The organism is Armatimonadota bacterium, from assembly GCA_036504095.1.
GTDB lineage: Bacteria > Armatimonadota > DTGP01 > JAKQQT01 > JAKQQT01 > DASXUL01.
Map to the genome: position 1 here is coordinate 46,933 of DASXVS010000053.1, position 17,893 is coordinate 64,825.

Here is a 17,893-nt window from a genome sequence, read left to right on the forward strand (position 1 = left end):
CCCATGTCGACACAACACTCGTCTCAGCCAAAACGGGCTCTGTTGCGGATGCGAATCGCCGATATCGGCGAGCCGATCTACCGCGCCCGTGCCCGCGTGATGGCCCTTGGACGGCGCCTTGGATTCCGCGGCGAGGCGCTCGACGGCATTGTGCTGGCCTTCAGCGAAGCGGTAAGCAACGCTCTCCTGCACGGCGAATCCGGGCACCGCCAGTGCGTCCACGTGGCCGCCGTAATGGACGGCAATCGGCTGGTGCTGGAGATCATGGACCATGGCTCGGGATTTCACCCGGCGAACCTGGACCTTCCCGCGCCGGACGACATGTCCGAAGGCGGCCGGGGCCTCTACCTGATGAAGACGTTCATGGACCAGGTGGAGTGGAACGGCACGCCCACCGGCACGACCGTGCGCATGAGCAAGAGCGTCGGGTGAGACCGCGATCCCGGAGGAACCACTGAATGTCACAGCCGAAGATGACCCGCTGCGCGGAAAACCCCATCATCGCCCCCGCCGCCAACTGGTGGGAAAATCAGTTCGTTTTCAATCCCGCCGTCGTCGAATGGGAGGGCATGGTCCATATGCTCTACCGCGCGCACGGCGACGACCATTTCTCGCGGTTCGGCCACGCCTGGTCGGCTGATGGCGTGAGTTTCGAGCGCGATCCCCACCCGGTTCTGGAAGCGGACATATCCGACCCGATGGAGCGTCTGGGAATCGAGGATCCTCGCGCCGTCGCCCTGGAAGGATGGGTCTACGCCACATTCACGGTCGCATCCGTTTACGGGGTTTGCGCGCCGCAGGAGCGCCGCAGTGCGAGCGAGCCGCCGTGGCGTGTACGGGTCTCGATGGCGCGCACGCAGGGCTTCCAGACCTGGGAACGCTTCGGAATTGTGTTGCCCGGAATCGACAGCAAAAACGCGGTCCTCTTCAACCGCAAGATCGGCGGCCGCTACGTAATGCTCCACCGCGTTGCGCCGGACATCTGCATCGCCAGCAGCGACGACATGCGCACGTGGACAAACCACGGGCCGATCATGAGCCCGCGCGACGTGAACCACTGGGACTTCAAGCGCATCGGCTCCGGCCCACCGCCGATGGAAGTCGAAAAGGGCTGGTTGCTCTTCTTCCACGGCATCGACCGCCATCACACCTATCGATGCGGCGCGGCGCTTCTGGACAGAGACGACCCGAGCAAGGTGGTGGCGCGCCTGGATGACTGGCTGCTGGAGCCGCAAGCCGAGTTCGAGCAACAGGGCTGGATCGGCAACGTGGTGTTTCCCACGGGCTGCATCGAGCGCGACGGCCTGTACCGCCTGTACTACGGCGGCGCCGACAAGGTCATCTGTAGCTGCACCATCCCCCGCGCGGAAGTGGAGGAGGCGCTGTACGCGGCGATGTGATCGGCCCGCCGGCCCGCATCGAGTATCGCCGGCAGCCGGCCCGTATGGGTCCTCGCCGACATTGCGTACCAGTCACCCTGTGAACTCGGACGAAATCGGACATCCAGTGGACGATATTCGTCCACTGGACGGACGATGGCCAAGCGCACCGCAGATCGAATGAGCGTAAGTCGTTTGCCCGGAGTTGCCTCCCTGCGGTGATCACAAAACGTTCACGCCGCCACGAGCAGCGAGTCGCGGATGCTCAGGGATACCTCGGCGTCGCACGGGAAATCATCGGTACAGAGGTCGGCCACGGAATCCACCACGCGGTCGGGGGTGTAAGCGAAGCGCGCCAGGTCCTCCCGTTTGGTGCCGCCTGAAAGCACAAGAATGGTCTGGTAGCCCATTTGCGTGCCGCCCAGGATGTCCGTCTCCATTGTATCGCCGACCATGATCGTTTGCGACGTGGTCAGCCCAAGCGTCTTGCGAGCTTCGCGCATCATCACCGGGCTCGGTTTTCCCACGCTGAACGCCTCGATCCCCGTCGCCTTTTCCAGCATTGCCACGATGGCGCCGCAGCCCGGTCGCAGTCCCTTGGCCGTGGGGCAATTGGGGTCCATGTTCGTCGCCACCAATTTGGCGCCGCGCATCACCATTCGGACCGCCGCCTCCATGGTCTCCATCATAAAGGTCCGCCCCTCGCCAACAACCACGTAATCCGGGTCGTGGTCCACGATAGCGTACCCGTTCGCGTGAAGCGCCTGCAACAGGCCGCCCTCTCCAATGACGTAGGCCGTGCCATTCGGCTTCTGCTTCGCCAGGAACCGCGCGGTGGCCATCGCGCACGTGAAAATGTGGTCTTCGCCGACGTTGATGCCCATCCGCTGAAGCCGGGTCATCATGTCGCGGCGGGTGCGTTGACTGTTATTTGTGAGAAACAGGAAGGGTATCTCGCGGGTGAGGAGCCGGTTGATGAAATCCACCGCTCCCGGGATAACCTCCGCGCCCCTGTAGATGACCCCGTCCATATCCAGTAGGAAACCGTATCTGCCGTCCATTTTAACTCCCTTGTCTCACGCCCTGTTGCCGGAGCGGCACGACCGGGAAGTGCGATAGCCAGGCGATTCCGCCGATGCCCTCCCTGGAATCACTGTAGGGTGTCGATGTTGCGCTCTCGTTATGCTCACGTTGCCTTGAGGTTAACGATTGGCAAACGGGCGGACAGGCAGGGTACATTTGAGGCTCATCAGAAAAGCGATTACCGACCGGGCACTGAAATACCCGTCTGAGGGGCCTTCGGCCAACCGTCCTCCGGACGACCGAAATGGATGGCATATGCATCCATTTCGTTGCAGTGCCGGGCAGGGAGTCGGGCGCCAGGGGGGCAAAAGTAAAGGAAAGCTGTCATATTGAGCGAAGCGGAACTTCCCTGCGTCCGGTCGAGATTCTTCACTGCGTTCAGAATGACATTTCGCCGACGCCCAACTCCTATCTCCTATCTCCCGTCTCCTAACTCCTGATTCCCATCTCGTGCGCCAGGAGCCATTCCTTGCGCGGCAGGCCGCCGCCATAGCCGACCAGTTTCCCGTTGGCGCCGATCACACGGTGGCAGGGAACGACGATCGAGATGGGGTTCCGGCCGTTGGCCAGGCCGACGGCCCGCACGCCCTTAGGGTTACCGATCCGTTCCGCGATCTCGCCGTAAGAGACTGTCAACCCGTACGGAATCCTGGTGAGTTCATCCCAGACGCGCTTCTGGAACTCGGTTCCCGCCGGGGCGAGGGGGAGATCGAACTCCGTTCGGTCGCCGGCGAAGTAAGCGGCGAGTTGACGCGCCGCCTCGGACAGGGGCGCCCTCGTTCCATCTTCCACCCAGTCTTTTCCAATGACCGGCCCGTGCTCGTGGTCCGTCATATAAACGCCCGTCAGCGCCGCGCCGTCCGACGTCAGCAGCAACGGTCCAATCGGGCTAACCATCTTAGTGTAGTACGTCACAGTATCTCCTCCAGAGAACTCCAAAGGTGCATCGTGGCGTAGGCGCGCCACGGTCGCCAGGATTCCGCCAACTCCAGAATGCGTTTGGGATCGTCTTCGTGCAGCGCCTTTCGGACGCCGAGGTCCGTGTGGGGAAACGCATCCGGCCATGAGAGCGCGCGCATGGCGATGTATTGGGCGGTCCACTCGCCGATGCCGGGTACAGCCATCAAGCGCGCGACCGTTTCTTCCACATCGCCTCCCGGTTTGAGGCGAATGCCGCCGCGATCGACGGTGTCCGCCAGCGCGACAATCGTCCTCGCGCGGGCGGGCGTGATGCCGACCGCCGTAAGCGCATCGGCGCCGGCCGACAGGATCTGCCGAGGCGTGGGGGACACGCGGGTGAGGTCCGCAAACGGCGTCTCTATCGGCTCGCCCAGGGTTGCCGCCAGCCTTCCCGCCAGCGTCGTGGCGCCCGCGACGCTGATCTGCTGGCCGACGATCGCGCGAACGGCGACCTCGAAGCCTTTGAACGCCCCCGGCACGCGCAACCCGGGCTTGGCGTCCGAAAGCTGTGACAGGCGTTCAGCGATGCGGCACGGCTCGGCGGCGAGGTCGAAGAGACGCTTCACGGCGGCCAACGTGCGCGGAAGGACCGGAGCGAGGCTCGGCGATACGTCAACCCGCAGCGTAAAGCCTGACGGCGACGGCGCAACCGACAACCAGCCGCGATGCTTTCCGAACGATGCCGTTCGCCGGTACGTTCTACCCTCAACGGCCTCCACGCCTCTCAACGCGCGCGCCGACAGGAAGCGCAGCATCGCGTCCCACTCCATCGGCGGCCGGTAGGCAAGTTTGAACCCGAGGGTGTCGGCCGTGTGCGCGGCCGCATGTCCCCTGCGCAGGTCGCTCGGACGCATCCGGTACCGCTCGGCGAAGAGCGCGTTGAAACGCCGAAGGCTGGAGAACCCGCTAGCGAAGGCCACGTCGGTAACCGGTAAGGCAGTGTCGGTGAGCAGTCGTTTGGCCAGGAGCAGACGCTGCGTCTGGGCCAATGCGATCGGTGATACGCCGAACTCCAACTGAATCGCGCGGCGTAGATGCCGATCGCTGACACCCATCTCGGCGGCCAGGGCCGTCACGCCGCCCTCGGTGAGCGCGCCGTCCTCTATGCGGCTCAGAGCGGCGCCGGCGAGGCGGCTCACGGCGTCGATCCGCGCGTTACCCGGCGCCAGTTCGGGCCGGCAGCGAAGGCATGGACGGTGGCCGGCCTGCTCGGCCGCCGCCGCGCTGGGGTAGAATGTGCAGTTCTCGCGCTTGGGCGTCTTCGCGGTGCATACCGTGCGGCAGTAGATGCCGGTCGAGGAGACGCCCACGAAGAACGCGCCATCAAAGCGCGGATCGTGCGTCCGCAGCGCGTGGTAGCATGTGTCCGGATCGAATTCCATAAAGGAATTGTGCCACAGGAATCACGCACAGACTAGCCGGTTTCGGACACAGAATGAAAAGAGAGTTGAGAATTGAGGACTGAGGGAAAATGGCCGGGGGCTGAGTCCCGACACCCGGCACTTGGCACCCGCCAACCGGCACCCGACACCCGCCACCTGACACCCGGCACCGGTCACCCGCTCCCCGGTAACATACTTCCTGTATGAGACGGAACGCGGATGTCAGCATATCTTCCTCGCCGGCCGGAGACCTCAGGCGTCTCGGGCCGTTCCTGCGCCCGTACCTGTGGCCGATCCTGTTCGGCACCGTTTGCGGGATCCTGGGCATCGCCGCGGAGTTGTTCCCGCCACTGGTCTGGGGCTACGTGGTCGACAAGGTCATCAAGTCGCGGCAGGTGAGCGGGCTGTACCGCCCCGTGATGCTGATGGCGGCGGTTTACCTCGCGGGCGTGGCGCTGACTGCCGCGCGCCGCAACGTGATGGAGAAGGCCGGACAGGCATTCCTCTTCGACCTGAGGAACACGGTCTACCGCAAACTTCAGCGGCAGAGCCTGGCGTATTTCGGAGAGCACCGCACGGGCGACCTGATGGCCCGCGTGGGCGGCGAAATCGATACGATTCAGGAGGTCGTCATCCGCGGCACCGACGCCGTGGTGGCGAACGCGCTGCGCCTCGTGGGGGTCGCCGCCATCTTCATCGTTCTCCAGTGGGAACTGGGGCTCATCTGCCTCATGCCGATCGTGCTGGTGGGCATCGGCCTGAAGCTGTACAACGCGCGTATCAAGGCGATGTACCGCGTGTCGCGGGCGCGGCTCGGCGATGTGGGCGCCACGCTGCAGGACGACCTTTCCGGCATCCGCGTCATCAAGGCGTTCGCCCGAGAGGACGATGAGCAGGAGAATTTCGAGCGCGCAACGCAGGAATACCGCCTGGCGCAGGTGAAGGTGATCAACCTCAGCACGAGGTTCTTCCCCATCGTGCGCTACATCGCGCAATGGGGCCAGATCCTGATGCTCGGCTTCGGCGCCTATTTCATCATGGTCGGGCGGTTCACCGTAGGCGGGCTGGTGACCTACCGGGGCTACGGCCGTTATTTCTTCGGCCCGATCGACGACCTCATGGACATCAACGATACGCTGCAACGCGCCTCCGCCGCGTGGGGACGGGTGCTTGAAGTGCTCGACGCGCCGGAAGCGATCACCGACGCCGCCAGCGCGGTCGGCCTCGCGAATGTGCGCGGAGAGGTGCGTTTTGACGACGTTTCATTCGGATACACCGCCGATCGCAACGTGCTGGAGGGTGTCTCGTTTTCAGCCTGGCCCGGGCGAATGGTCGCGCTTGTGGGCACGAGCGGCGCGGGGAAATCGACGGTCCTGAACCTCGTGCCGCGCTTCTGGGACGTGACCGGCGGTCGCGTGCTTGTGGATGGGAACGATGTCCGCAATCTGACGCAGGCGTCGCTGCGCGGCGCGCTGGCGATCGTTCAGCAGGATACGTTTCTGTTCAACGACACGATTCTGAACAACATCCGGTACGGACGGCCGGATGCGAGCGCGGAGGACGTGGAAGCCGCCGCTCGGATGGCGAATGCGCACGAGTTTATCACCGAAATGCCCGAGGGGTACGATACGGTGGTGGGCGAACGCGGCGTGAAGCTGTCCGGCGGGCAGCGGCAACGCATCAGCATCGCCCGCGCGTTCCTGACGGACCCTCGGATCCTGCTCCTCGATGAGGCGACCAGCGCCGTCGAGGCCGAGAGCGAGTGGATCATCCAGGCCGCGCTGGAACGGCTGATGGCGGGACGCACAACCATTATCGTGAGCCACCGGATGAGCATGGTTCGCGGCGCGGACGAGATCCTGGTCCTGGACGGCGGGCGCATCGTGGAGCGGGGGCGCCATGGAGACCTGATGGCGGAAAACGGCCCGTACGCGCGGATGGTCAACATGCAGCGGGGCGAACCCGTGGACGTGGCATAAGTTCGCCCAATTCCAATGGGCGCATGCTATCCTTTAGGCCGTCAAGGGGCGGCAATGTGAAACCGGAGGCAGGTTGCCTGAAAGGCCGCCCCATTCATCCGGCGCTGATTGTCGGCTGATGCGATGAATCATGCAAGGACTTCTGCACAATAAGGTAGCCCTCATCACGGCCGGGGCCAGCGGCATCGGCGCCGCCATCTCGCGCGTATTCGCCGGGCACGGAGCCCGCGTCATCATCCACTACCGCGGCGGCGAGGATGCTGCCAAACGTCTGCGCGACGACATCCTGGCAGCCGGTGGGCGCGCGCTGACGGCTCAGGCGGACCTGCGAGATGCCGATGCGGTGAACGCCGCCTTCGCGCACGCTTCATCGGAACTCGGCCCCATCGATATCCTGGTGAACAACGCCAGCATATTCCTGGACCCCAAGCCTGTAGAAAGCCTGCTATTTTCGGACCTTCAGGCGGAGTTCGAGGGTTCCATGATGACGGCGTTCAACGCCACGCAGGCAGTGCTGCCGGGGATGCTGGAGCGCGGAGGCGGGCGCATACTGTTCATGGTCGGCACAATGCTGGAACGGCCGGCCACGGGATACGCGGCGCACGCGGTCGGCAAGGGGGCGATGCTGGCGTACGCGCGAACGATGGCGAAGGAGTTGGGGCCGAGGGGCATTGCGGTGCACTGCATTTCGCCGGGGATGGCGCTCACGCCGAACGTCCTGAAAACAGTTCCCGAAGGGGAGCGGGAGGCGCTTCGAAAGAAAACGCCGATCCGCCGCCTTCAGACGCCGGAGGAAATCGCCGGCCTGGCGGTATTCCTCGCCTCGGATCTAGCGGCCAGCGCCACGGCTCTGCATCTGAACGCCGATGGCGGACTGGCGGACTTGGGCGGAATCTGACTTGCGCCGGACCATCGTGGCCGACGCCATCCGGTAGGTCGGGCCTCCGTGCCCGACTCCGCGGATCGCGTCGGGCACGGAGACCCGACCTACCTTTACGGAGGATTTGAATTTGAAGCATACCATCGCGCTGCTGCCGGGGGACGGCATAGGCCCCGAGATCACGGACGCGACCATCCGCGTGCTCGCGGCGGCCGGAACCGAGATCGACTGGGTCCCGCTTGAGGCAGGCGCGGAGGTTACCGCCAAATACGGCGAGCCCATGCCGCAGCACGTCCTCAGTGAGATCCTGAAGTGCCGCGTCGCGCTGAAGGGCCCCATCGGCACCCCCATCGGCAAGGGGTTCAGAAGCGCCAACGTGGCGCTCCGCCAGTCCCTTGACCTGTATGCGGCGGTCCGCCCGTCCAAGACCGTGCCCGGCATCCCCACTCGCTACGACCACGTCGACATCACTGTCGTTCGCGAAAACACCGAAGGCCTTTACTCGGGGATAGAGCATCTCGTGATCCCCGGAGTGGCGGAAAGCATCAAAGTCATGACCGAGAAGGCGTGCACGCGAATCAGCCGATTTGCGTTCGAACACGCTCGCCGCATCGGCAAGAGCAAGGTAACCTTCGTCCATAAGGCCAATATCATGAAGATCTCGGACGGCCTTTTCCTGGAGTGCTATCGCAAGGTGGCCCGCGACTACCAGGAGATCGAGCCGGACGAGATGATCGTTGACAACATGTGCATGCAACTGGTCAAGGATCCCACGCGCTTCCAGGTGCTGGTAATGGAAAACCTGTACGGCGATATCGTGAGCGACCTTTGCTCCGGACTGGTCGGCGGCCTCGGCGTGGTTGGGGGCGCCAACTTCGGCGACCATGTGGCGGTATTTGAGGCGGTTCACGGCAGCGCGCCGGACATCGCCGGAAAGGGAATCGCCAACCCCACCGCGCTGTTGATGTCCGCCTGCATGATGCTGGACCACCTGGAAGAGCGCCAGGCAGCCGTCAGGGTGCGCACCGCGCTGGAAACCGTTCTGGGTGAAGGCAAGCACACAACAGGGGACCTCGGTGGATCGGCGAGCACGAAGGAGTTCACGGAAGCGGTGATTGAAACGATGAAGTAGGAGAAGGTAGACGTGTAACGGTTTGCGCTTCTGCGGGAGGCGCTCTTCTGGGAAGAGTAATGTTGACGTTTCGGTGCACCCATCTCGAATCCGACGTGGAACTGACCGATGAGCGGGTGGCGCACGTTGCTGCCGAGCACCCGGAACTGGTACCTGTACGCCTGGCGCTTCTCGCAGAGACTCCCGCAGCGCCGGATAGCGTCAGGAGAAACAGCCGCTCCGAGAACACTTGCTGTTCATCCGCTGGTTTCCCAACGTACGCGGCGGAAAACATGCGGTTGTGGCGTCTGATACCGGCCCCAGAACGCGGCATTGGGTGGTTACGGCCTATCTCACACGCCGCCTTGCGCAAGGAGCGCGCATCGAATGGAAGAAAGGCTGACATTTCGGTTCGACCGGGAAGGCGATATTCTGTACGTAAACCGGGTGCCTCCCTACGCTGAACAGGAGTCCGAAGAATTGGAGGACGGGGTAGTTGCGCGCCTGAAACCGCACACCGGCGACGTGGAAAACTGGGAAGTGTTGTTCTTCTCCACCCGATTGATGCGCGACACGCTTTTCGACCTGCCCACGCACGTCAGTCTTCAGAAGGCGTCGTAGTCGCAATGGGTCCAGTTCAATGCCGGATGAGCCGCATGCGGCCCACCATTGAGTTCCCCGGCGGCCTCCGCGTTAAATCCGGTCTCATCGTCCGTCGTTCATAACTCACCGCTACTCTGGAACGCATTTTGCTCTCTGAACGTATAGTGGATGAAAGCGCCTGCAATGCACACCTTGGAACGTCCCGCACATTCGAACCCAAACCTTCCTGAGCCGGCGGATGAGCGGCCGTACGCGGCCACCATCGGCGGCGCCCTTTCGCGCGCCGCGCGGGAACTCACAAATGCAGGCGTTTCCGAGCCCCGTCTCGACGCCGAACTCCTCCTGGCCTACGTCCTGGCGTGGGACCGCTCCCGGGAAGACATGGAGTTCCGCCTGAAATTGCGCGACCACCGCCTGGAAGCGGTCCGGGAACAGCGCATCTTCAACCTCACACACCCGGAGGCGCCGCTCACGGAATGGGGGCGCAGGTTCGGCATGTTCGTTCGCGAGCGCGCGGCCGGACGGCCGACGGCCTATTGGCTGGAGGCCGTGGAGTTCATGGGCCTTCAGTTCTACGTGAACCGGTACGTGCTCATCCCCCGGCCGGAGACGGAAACGCTGGTCGAAACAGCCTTGGGGTTGCTCGAAAAGACGCCGCACCCGTTCGTCCTGGACGTGGGCACCGGGAGCGGTTGCGTCGGGCTCAGCATCGCTACGTTCAAACCCGGCGCTGTGGTATGGGCGCTGGATATATCGCCGCATGCCCTCCGCGTCGCCAGGAAGAACGCCTCGTGGCTCCACGTCCGCGACCGCGTGCATTGGAAGCGCGCCGATTTCACGGCTCTGGATCCGAGCCAACCCATCACCGATGCATCTGGAGCGGTTGCGCCGCCGTTCGACCTGATTGTCTCCAATCCGCCCTACGTCGCCCCGGAGGAAGCACCAACTCTGTCGCAGGAGGTCTTGCGCGAGCCGAAGGAAGCAGTTTTCGCCGATGATGGCGGGTTCGCCGTCATCAACGCACTCTTTGCCAAGTCGCGGACCCTGCTGAAGCATCAGGGGCGGCTCGTCATGGAACTCGGCTACACCCAGAGCACGGAGGCGATCCGGCGCGCCCAGGCCGCCGGCTGGCAGGATGTGGAGGTCCTCCCGGACCTCGCCGGCATCCCCCGGGTCCTGGTCGCGCGGAACGGCTGACTCAGACTGCCCTACGCGCCCGAAGACGGTCCAGCGCGACCGAGATGATGATGATTCCACCGGTGATCATCTCCTGACGCCAGTTTTCCCACCCGATCTGCGACCCCCCGGAGCGGAGAGTCGTCATGATGAACGCGCCGAGCAGTGATCCGACCACGGAGCCTTCTCCGCCGGACAGGCTGGCGCCGCCGATGACCACGGCCGCGATGACGTCGAGTTCCTGCCCGATCGCCACCGTTGGGTCACCCACACTCAGCCTGGAAAACAGGAGGAGCCCGCCCAGTCCGGCGAAAAGCCCGCTCATCGTGTAGACCAGCAGTTTCACACGCTCCACCGGGACGCCGCAGAGGCGCGCGGCCGCCTCACTGGAACCCACCGCCACAACGTGTCGGCCGAACTGCGTGTAGCGGAGCGCCCACGCGACGGCCACCGCCAGAACCAGCATCAGCCACACGCCGGCGGGGAAAAGCATCGCACGTTGATCCGGCCCCAATCGCGCGACAAGGTCGTTCAACCAGGTGATGGGGGCGTCGATTTTCTGCTCGTGCGCCATGCCTTTCGCGGCGCCGCGGACGATGAGGTAGGTGCCCAGCGTAACGATGAACGGGGCCACCTTCAGGCGTGTGATGAGGAAGCCGTTGACGAGTCCACAGAACGCTCCGGCGCCAACACCGGCCGCCAGCGCCGCCACGGGCCCCATATTCCGCTGGAGTATCCACGCCACCACCACCGTCACAAACGCCATGATGGAACCGACGGACAGATCGATCCCGCCCGAAACGATAACGTAGGTCATTCCCAGCGCCGACATGCTCACAACGGTGCCCTGGCGCGCCAACGTCTCCAGGTTGTCCATCGTGTGGAAACTGGGGGCGTAGTAACTGAAATAGCCGAACACGGCGAGCCACGCGAGCGCCAACCCTCCGAGGTTCACCGCTCCAGCAGGAAGACGAAGCCTCTTCTTCATCACGATCCGGTTGCCTCTCTCATCAGGGTTTCGGCGGTCGTCCGGTCCACCGGGACCGCCGCTCCGAGTTCACCCTTGTGCATCACCGCGATGCGATCGCACACCCCCATCAATTCCGGTAGGTAACTGCTGACCATCAGGATGGCCTTGCCGTCCCGCGCGGATTCATCGATGAGGCGGTAGATCATCTCCTTGCTGCCTACGTCGATGCCGCGCGTAGGCTCATCCAGCAGCAAAACGTCGACCCCGTGCAGCAGCAGGCGCGCCAACGCGACCTTTTGCTGGTTGCCGCCGGACAGGTCGCGCACGGGCTGCTGGGGCCCCAGGCACCGGATGTCGAGGCGTCGGATCCACTCCGCAGCGGCCGTATTCTGTCGCCGCGGCCGGATCGTTCCCGCCGTTCCCATGCGGTGCAGGCTGCTGAGCGTTACGTTGTCGGCGATGCTCATTGGGAGCGCGAGGCCTTCCAGTTTGCGGTCTTCGCTCAGCAGGCCGGCGCCCTGCGCCCAACGGCGGGCCGGCGACGCCCATCCGATGTGAACCCCCAGCCTGATCTCACCCCGCCGGATCGCGTCCAGGCCGAACAGCGCTCGCAGGAGTTCCGTGCGGCCCGAACCGTTGAGACCCGCGATTCCCAGCACTTCCCCGCGATGCAGGACAAACCCGGCGCTTTCGGGCTTCGATACACCGGCGAGGCCCGCCACTTGCAGCAGCGGCTCGCCGAGAGGGCGGTTCGAGCGAGGATACAAGGAATCGATCTTGCGGCCGACCATCATCGTCACGATGTCGTCGGGTGTCGCGTCGCCGGTGATTCGCGTCCCTATCATTTTGCCGTCGCGCAGTACGGTCAACCGGTCGGAAACGCGCTGGATCTCGTCCATGAAATGCGAGATGTAGACGATGGCGTGCCCCTGCGACCTCAAGATGGCGATCACATCGAAGAGCCGCTCCGCGTCTCTTTCCGACAGACTGCTGGTGGGCTCGTCGAGTACGACTACGCGGCAGCCAATCGCAACGGCGCGGGCAATTTCAGCCACCTGGCGGATGGCGATTGGCAGGCTTCGAACCGGAACGTCCGGATCGAGGTGTCCGTAGCCCAGCATATCGAGGGCTCGAAGGCAGCGGCTCTTCATCTCGCCTCGGCGGAGGACGCCAAAACGGGCGTCTTCCATGCCAAGCAGCACATTCTCGGTCACGGAAAGATGGCCGCACAGCGACAATTCCTGGTGGATCATTGCCACGCCGCGTCGGCGGGCGTCCATCGGGTTGCGCGGGCGGAACGCTTCACCGGCGAAGGTCATCGTGCCTTCGTCCGGCCGCAGAGCGCCCGCAAGCACATACATCAAGGTGCTCTTGCCGGAGCCGTTCTCCCCAACAAGGGCGTGCACTTCCCCTTCGCGCGCCTCGAAATCCACTCCATCGAGCGCAGTCGTAGCGCCAAACCGTTTGGTGATGCCGCGCATCGCCAGAAGGGGGGGTGAATCGGGAGTGCCGGGAGACTGCATTTGAACTCAGGGTAATTGAGAGGAGGACGGGGATGGGGGCCAAAACCATCCCCGTCTGCCCGCTTCTAGATCCGGGGCGGCGCGAGGAGCTTCTGGATCGCCGCTGTGTCCATATTCTCCTTCGTCGCGAGGGTCACGCCGGTGTCGATTCGCTTCTCCACCTTCGTACCCTTCAGGCTCTGCACCAACGTCTTGACGCCCAGGTAGCCCATCTTGTACGGGTTCTGCAGCACCAGGCCATCTATCTGGCCCGCCTTCAGAGCATCGACAAGTTTCTGTGACGAGTCGAATCCCACGAACCTCACCTTGCCAGCGAAACCGCCGTCCTGCAGCACGCGCAGCATCCCGAAGGTGGTGCTCTCATTGGGGCAGAAGATGCCGTCGACGCCCACTGAGCCGTCCGGCGTCTTGTAGGGCGTCAACAGGTTTTCGCCCATCTTCTGGGCCGATTCCGTGGTCGCGCCGCCATACTGATTGGAGCTCAACACCTGAATCCCCGGCGCGGCCTTGATGGCGCTCAGGAAGCCCTCCTCGCGGTCGTGAGTGCTGGCCGAGCCCTCCTGGTAGCGCATCATAACAACCTTGCCTTTACCGCCAAGCAGCTCGATTAACTGCTTGCCGGCGATCTGGCCGCCTTTGAAGTTATCCGTGGCGACGAAACTCACGTAGTCCTGGCTTTTCAGAGCGGAATCGATAATCAGCACCGGGATGCCGCTCTTCGTGGCTTCCGCGACCGGCGTCCGAAGCGCAGTGTCGTCCAGTGGCGCGAGGACGATGCCGCTCACCTTGTTGACCACGAAGTCCTCGACGACCTTGATCTGGCTCTCCCGATCGTCTTCCTTCAACGGACCCTTCCACACGATCTCGACGCCGTCTTCCTTCGCCGCATCGGCGGCCCCGGCGTGGACCGCTTTCCAGAACTCGTGGGTGGTGCCCTTGGGGATCACCGCGATTTTGAGGGATTTCCCGGCCTCGCCGGTCGGCGGCGGGGCGGACGATTTATTGCCACACCCGGTAAGAATCGCGGCAAACAGAGCCAACCCGATCATTCGCTCGAATCTCATAGGGTCCTCCCCCGGAACGACAACCATTCCCGACAAGACGGAAATGTTGTCTGTGAAATAGCAGGCATCCGCCGCCTGAATCTATGGTGTCCCGCCTGGCGCGTCGAATGCCAAAGCGGTCCGTTCGGAACGATCCACTATGGCGCCGACCGGACCAGCTACTGCCACAGCTTCCTATCGAGGCTCCGGTACTGCAACGCTTCGGCCACGTGGGCCGGCGCGATGGACGGGACGTCTGTCATATCTGCGGCGAACTCACTTCATCTGTAGTTTTCGCAGCCTGCTCTCAATATCGCGTTCCTGCCGCCCTAACATCGCTGCCACCGAACGAACGCTTTGCCCCTGCTCGTATGCGAGCCGAAGTCGCGCATCCTCAGTTTCCGTCCATGGCTCGTAGGCGCGAGAACACATTGATCGAGTATCCATTCGTCTGGGCTCACGGTTTGGTTCATCCATGCTCGCGTCAATAATGTGTGGGTCACCAAGCACGGCCATTGCGCGCGTGAGCGCCCAGCAAAGGTCGGGAGCGTGCTCTTCGAATATGAACACACCTCGCCGTTCCTCCTCGTCTCGGCGGGCGCGGCGCACATCCACCATTCGCAGGTAGCGCGAGCCAGTCGAAGCCTCGCGCACTTCTAGACGGTATTCGTGACTTCCCCCGCAAATCTCCGTTTCAAACAGCAATGGATTTGAATTCGGGAAAGGGCTACTCATAAAAGTCACTCCCTTCGCGCTATCTACTGCCACAACTTCCTATCAAGGCTCCGGTATTGCAGGGCCTCAGCCACGTGGGCGGGGGCGATGTCCGGCAGGGCCTCGAGGTCCGCGATGGTACGGGCCAGTTTTAGCACGCGGTCGTAGGCTCTTGCCGAGAGCGCCAACTGGTTGATGGCGGCGCGCAGGAGGCTCTGGGTGGCATCGTCCACAATGCAGAACTTGCGCAGGTGCTTGCTGGTCATCTGGGCGTTGGTGTAGATGCCCAGGCCGGCGAAGCGCTCGCCCTGGATATCGCGCGCCTTCTGCACGCGGACGCGAATCTCCTTGCTCGCCGGCCCCGTGCCGCCCTTCTGGACCATCTCCTCCTGCTTCAAGCGCGGGACCTCGATGTGGATATCGAGGCGGTCGAGAAGCGGACCGCTAAGCCGCTGGCGGTACTTCTGGATCTGGAACGGGTTGCATGTGCACGCGCGCATCGTGTCACCGTGGTGACCGCACGGGCACGGATTCGCCGCGCCGATGAACATAACGCGCGCCGGGTAGGCGATGCTGCCAGCGATGCGGGCTATCGTGACGACGCCGTCCTCGAGAGGTTGGCGCAGCATCTCGAGGATATCGCGGCGGAACTCCGGCAACTCGTCCAGGAACAGCAAGCCGTTGTGTGCGAGACTGACCTCACCCGGCTTGGGATACGACCCACCGCCGACCAACCCCGCGTACGAGATCGTGTGGTGCGGCGCGCGGAACGGGCGCGTTGTGAGCAAGGCGGTGTTGGATGGCAATTGGCCCGCGATAGAGTAGATCTTCGTGACTTCCAGCGCCTCGTCCAGCGTAAGGGGAGGCAGGATGGTCGGCAAGCGCCGCGCCAGCATCGTCTTGCCGGATCCCGGAGGACCAACCATCAGACAGTTGTGACCGCCCGCCGCCGCCACCTCCAGCGCGCGCTTGGCGTGGTCCTGACCCTTCACGTCGTTGAAATCGACCTCGAAGATGGGGTCTTCCAGGTCGCTGAACGGCGACGGTCCGCTGAACGGCTCCGCGCCGACGCCGTCGTTCAGCAGTCCGACGACCTCCGCCAGCGACTCCACCGGGTAGATCTCGACGTCTGTGACGACGGCGGCTTCATGTGCGTTCGCTGTGGGCACGATCAGGCGGCGCATGCCGGCGGTCTTTGTGCCGAGCGCGATCGGCAGCACGCCGGACACGGGACGCACGGCGCCATCGAGCGCAAGCTCACCAATGAGCACGGTGTCCTTCAGAGCGAGGCGTTCGATCTGACCGGATGCCGCCAGCAGGCCGCATGCGATGGGGAGATCCAGGCCGGGCCCTTCCTTGCGCACGTCGGCGGGCGCGAGGTTCACCGTGATACGCTTATCCGGAAACGCGAGGCCGGTATTGCGGATGGCGGAGCGCACGCGCTCGCGGGCTTCCTGGACCGCCGTGTCGGGGAGGCCGACGATGGGGAACTGGCCGGCCATGCCGCGGCCAACGTCCACTTCCACCTCAACGAGATACGCGTCTATGCCGTGAACCGCCGCGGAGAACGCTTTCGCAAGAGCCATGGGGCTGTGCTCCTTCGCCGTGCCGTCGTTATGGGAATGGTACGCCGAGGGGGTGGAAGCTGTCAAGCGAAGGGCTGGCAGCGGAGCCAACATGCCTCCGCCCGCGATGCCTCGCCACAGTCAGCGAGAGCCGGGCGGAGTATCGCCCGGATCTCTTCAATGCGCCCGGCGGACGGGCCGCCGCCATCCCGTAGGTGGTGCGTTAGTGGCGTATCAACTGGCGCAGTTCCGCCGGGTCCGGTGAGGTGACGAGAGCGGTTTCGTGCGTGATCGCGCGGCGCTCCACCAGTTCGGCGAGGCTCATGTTGAACGTCTGCATCCCGAAATGCGCGCCTTCACGGATCGACTCGGAGAGGCCGGCCATCTCGAAACCCTCAATCTGCCGTTTCACCGTCGGCGAACCGGTCATAACCTCCACGGTCGGCACCCGTCCTACCCCGCCGGCGCACGGGACCAGGCGCTGGCTGGCAACACACAACAGACCGCCCGCAATCTGCGCCGCAATCTGCGAACGCTTCTCGGACGGAAATGCGTTCATGATGCGCTCTATCGTCTGCGGAGCGCCGCTGGTGTGAAGAGTGGTCAGCACAAGGTGCCCAACTTCGGCCGCGGTGAGGGCAACTTCGATGGTGGCCGGGTCGCGCATCTCGCCCAGCATGATCACGTCCGGGCTCTGGCGCAGAACGGAGCGCAGGGCGGTGGTGAATGAGCGGGTGTCCTGGCCGATTTCGCGCTGCTGGATCATGCTGCGTTTGTCGCGGAAAACGTACTCGATGGGATCTTCCACGGTCACGATGTTGGCCGCGCGGGTGTTGTTGATCTCCTCGATGAGGCCCGCAAGGGTGGTGGACTTGCCGCTGCCGGTCGGCCCCGTGACGATGACCAGGCCCTGGGGCTTGCCCGCCACGTCCCTCAGGATGTGAGGCAGGTTCAACTGCTCGATCGTTCGCGGCACGAGTGGTATGATGCGCAGCGCGGCGGCAATCGTCCCCTGCTGAAGGTAGAGGTTTGCCCGCACCCGAATGAGGTTCGGGATGGTGAAGACGAGGTCAAGTTCGTCCTGCTCGCGGAGGTGGGCCAGCGCGACGTCCGCGTCAATCTGGTCGATTTCCTCCACGCGCCGTCCCGCGGCGCCCAGCTTCAGAAGGCGATCGCGGCTGGCCGTGTCGATGATGTTGAGGGCGATCGCCTCAGTGTCTTCCGGCGTCATCGCCTGCTGCTGGGCGGCGACGATGCGCCCGTCAACGCGGATAGCGGGAGGCGCCCCGGCCTTGATGAGAAGGTCCGACGCGCGGCTTTGTATGGCTTGTTCCAGTAGGTCGTGTATGCTGCTCAATGAATTATTCCCAATCCGATAGACGAAGGAGGCCGGCGAAGTGTTGCATATGCGGTTCCAGCCTCCTTACAATTGTGGTCCGCCGGAACCGCGCGCGGCCACCGGTGTAGACAGGATGCGACCGTACGGAGCATGGTATCCCCCGGGAGGCGGGCCGAATCGCCCATA

Annotated in this window: 15 protein-coding genes; 7 read left to right on the top strand and 8 right to left on the bottom strand. The window is 63.9% G+C overall.

Features of this window, described 5'->3' with window-relative positions:
- The first annotated feature begins 3 nt into the window (after positions 1-3).
- Positions 4-432: an ATP-binding protein gene (locus tag VGM51_13210; GenBank protein HEY3413993.1), complete on the top strand. Its 429-nt coding sequence runs from the start codon at positions 4-6 to the stop codon at positions 430-432.
- 26 nt (positions 433-458) lie between these two features.
- Positions 459-1,400 carry a glycosidase gene (locus tag VGM51_13215; protein ID HEY3413994.1) on the top strand — a complete coding sequence of 314 codons (942 nt, stop codon included), beginning with the start codon at positions 459-461 and terminating at the stop codon, positions 1,398-1,400.
- A 212-nt stretch (positions 1,401-1,612) separates the two neighbouring features.
- Here VGM51_13215 and VGM51_13220 read toward each other — a convergent pair whose 3' ends face one another.
- From VGM51_13220 to alkA, 3 genes are all read right to left on the bottom strand, one after another.
- Entirely contained in the window at positions 1,613-2,440 is an 828-nt protein-coding gene (locus VGM51_13220; protein ID HEY3413995.1) for a TIGR01457 family HAD-type hydrolase, read from the bottom strand.
- 451 nt (positions 2,441-2,891) lie between these two features.
- Complete coding sequence (locus VGM51_13225; GenBank protein ID HEY3413996.1) at positions 2,892-3,377, bottom strand: methylated-DNA--[protein]-cysteine S-methyltransferase; 486 nt, start codon at positions 3,375-3,377, stop codon at positions 2,892-2,894.
- On the bottom strand, positions 3,374-4,804 hold the full coding sequence (alkA, locus tag VGM51_13230; GenBank protein ID HEY3413997.1) for a DNA-3-methyladenine glycosylase 2: 1,431 nt from the start codon (positions 4,802-4,804) through the stop codon (positions 3,374-3,376). Before alkA ends, VGM51_13225 begins: the two co-directional genes overlap by 4 nt.
- A 203-nt stretch (positions 4,805-5,007) precedes the next feature.
- Here alkA and VGM51_13235 point away from each other — a divergent pair, with 203 nt between their 5' ends.
- The 5 genes from VGM51_13235 (at position 5,008) to prmC (ending at position 10,574) form a co-directional block, all read left to right on the top strand.
- Entirely contained in the window at positions 5,008-6,783 is a 1,776-nt protein-coding gene (locus VGM51_13235; protein ID HEY3413998.1) for an ABC transporter ATP-binding protein, read from the top strand.
- Between the two features lie 130 nt (positions 6,784-6,913).
- Positions 6,914-7,681: an SDR family oxidoreductase gene (locus VGM51_13240; protein HEY3413999.1), complete on the top strand. Its 768-nt coding sequence runs from the start codon at positions 6,914-6,916 to the stop codon at positions 7,679-7,681.
- Between the two features lie 112 nt (positions 7,682-7,793).
- On the top strand, positions 7,794-8,795 hold the full coding sequence (locus VGM51_13245; GenBank protein ID HEY3414000.1) for an isocitrate/isopropylmalate dehydrogenase family protein: 1,002 nt from the start codon (positions 7,794-7,796) through the stop codon (positions 8,793-8,795).
- Between the two features lie 366 nt (positions 8,796-9,161).
- Complete coding sequence (locus VGM51_13250) at positions 9,162-9,395, top strand: DUF2283 domain-containing protein (GenBank protein HEY3414001.1); 234 nt, start codon at positions 9,162-9,164, stop codon at positions 9,393-9,395.
- Between the two features lie 165 nt (positions 9,396-9,560).
- The gene (prmC, locus tag VGM51_13255) at positions 9,561-10,574 is read left to right on the top strand and encodes a peptide chain release factor N(5)-glutamine methyltransferase (protein ID HEY3414002.1); all 1,014 of its coding nucleotides are present in this window, start codon (positions 9,561-9,563) and stop codon (positions 10,572-10,574) included.
- 1 nt (position 10,575) lies between these two features.
- Here prmC and VGM51_13260 read toward each other — a convergent pair whose 3' ends face one another.
- The 5 genes from VGM51_13260 to VGM51_13280 form a co-directional block, all read right to left on the bottom strand.
- The gene (locus VGM51_13260) at positions 10,576-11,541 is read right to left on the bottom strand and encodes an ABC transporter permease (protein HEY3414003.1); all 966 of its coding nucleotides are present in this window, start codon (positions 11,539-11,541) and stop codon (positions 10,576-10,578) included.
- The gene (locus tag VGM51_13265; GenBank protein HEY3414004.1) at positions 11,541-13,046 is read right to left on the bottom strand and encodes a sugar ABC transporter ATP-binding protein; all 1,506 of its coding nucleotides are present in this window, start codon (positions 13,044-13,046) and stop codon (positions 11,541-11,543) included. Before VGM51_13265 ends, VGM51_13260 begins: the two co-directional genes overlap by 1 nt.
- 65 nt (positions 13,047-13,111) lie before the next feature.
- Positions 13,112-14,110 (bottom strand): substrate-binding domain-containing protein, encoded by a 999-nt coding sequence (locus VGM51_13270; protein HEY3414005.1) that lies wholly within the window; start codon positions 14,108-14,110, stop codon positions 13,112-13,114.
- 737 nt (positions 14,111-14,847) lie between these two features.
- A complete protein-coding gene (locus VGM51_13275; GenBank protein HEY3414006.1) occupies positions 14,848-16,389 on the bottom strand; it encodes a YifB family Mg chelatase-like AAA ATPase in 1,542 nt (513 codons plus the stop codon).
- 202 nt (positions 16,390-16,591) lie between these two features.
- Positions 16,592-17,725, bottom strand: a complete 1,134-nt coding sequence (locus VGM51_13280) for a PilT/PilU family type 4a pilus ATPase (GenBank protein HEY3414007.1) — start codon at positions 17,723-17,725, stop codon at positions 16,592-16,594.
- Positions 17,726-17,893: the final 168 nt, after the last annotated feature.

Bases quoted from the DNA above. Each gene is read 5' to 3' on its own strand.
- VGM51_13215 (HEY3413994.1), top strand. From the start codon at position 459: ATGTCACAGCCGAAGATGACCCGCTGCGCGGAAAACCCCATCATCGCC.
- VGM51_13235 (HEY3413998.1), top strand. From the start codon at position 5,008: ATGAGACGGAACGCGGATGTCAGCATATCTTCCTCGCCGGCCGGAGAC.
- VGM51_13210 (HEY3413993.1), top strand. From the start codon at position 4: ATGTCGACACAACACTCGTCTCAGCCAAAACGGGCTCTGTTGCGGATG.
- VGM51_13220 (HEY3413995.1), bottom strand. From the start codon at position 2,440: ATGGACGGCAGATACGGTTTCCTACTGGATATGGACGGGGTCATCTAC.
- prmC (HEY3414002.1), top strand. From the start codon at position 9,561: ATGCACACCTTGGAACGTCCCGCACATTCGAACCCAAACCTTCCTGAG.
- VGM51_13250 (HEY3414001.1), top strand. From the start codon at position 9,162: ATGGAAGAAAGGCTGACATTTCGGTTCGACCGGGAAGGCGATATTCTG.
- VGM51_13265 (HEY3414004.1), bottom strand. From the start codon at position 13,046: ATGCAGTCTCCCGGCACTCCCGATTCACCCCCCCTTCTGGCGATGCGC.
- VGM51_13260 (HEY3414003.1), bottom strand. From the start codon at position 11,541: ATGAAGAAGAGGCTTCGTCTTCCTGCTGGAGCGGTGAACCTCGGAGGG.
- VGM51_13240 (HEY3413999.1), top strand. From the start codon at position 6,914: ATGCAAGGACTTCTGCACAATAAGGTAGCCCTCATCACGGCCGGGGCC.
- alkA (HEY3413997.1), bottom strand. From the start codon at position 4,804: ATGGAATTCGATCCGGACACATGCTACCACGCGCTGCGGACGCACGAT.
- VGM51_13275 (HEY3414006.1), bottom strand. From the start codon at position 16,389: ATGGCTCTTGCGAAAGCGTTCTCCGCGGCGGTTCACGGCATAGACGCG.
- VGM51_13270 (HEY3414005.1), bottom strand. From the start codon at position 14,110: ATGAGATTCGAGCGAATGATCGGGTTGGCTCTGTTTGCCGCGATTCTT.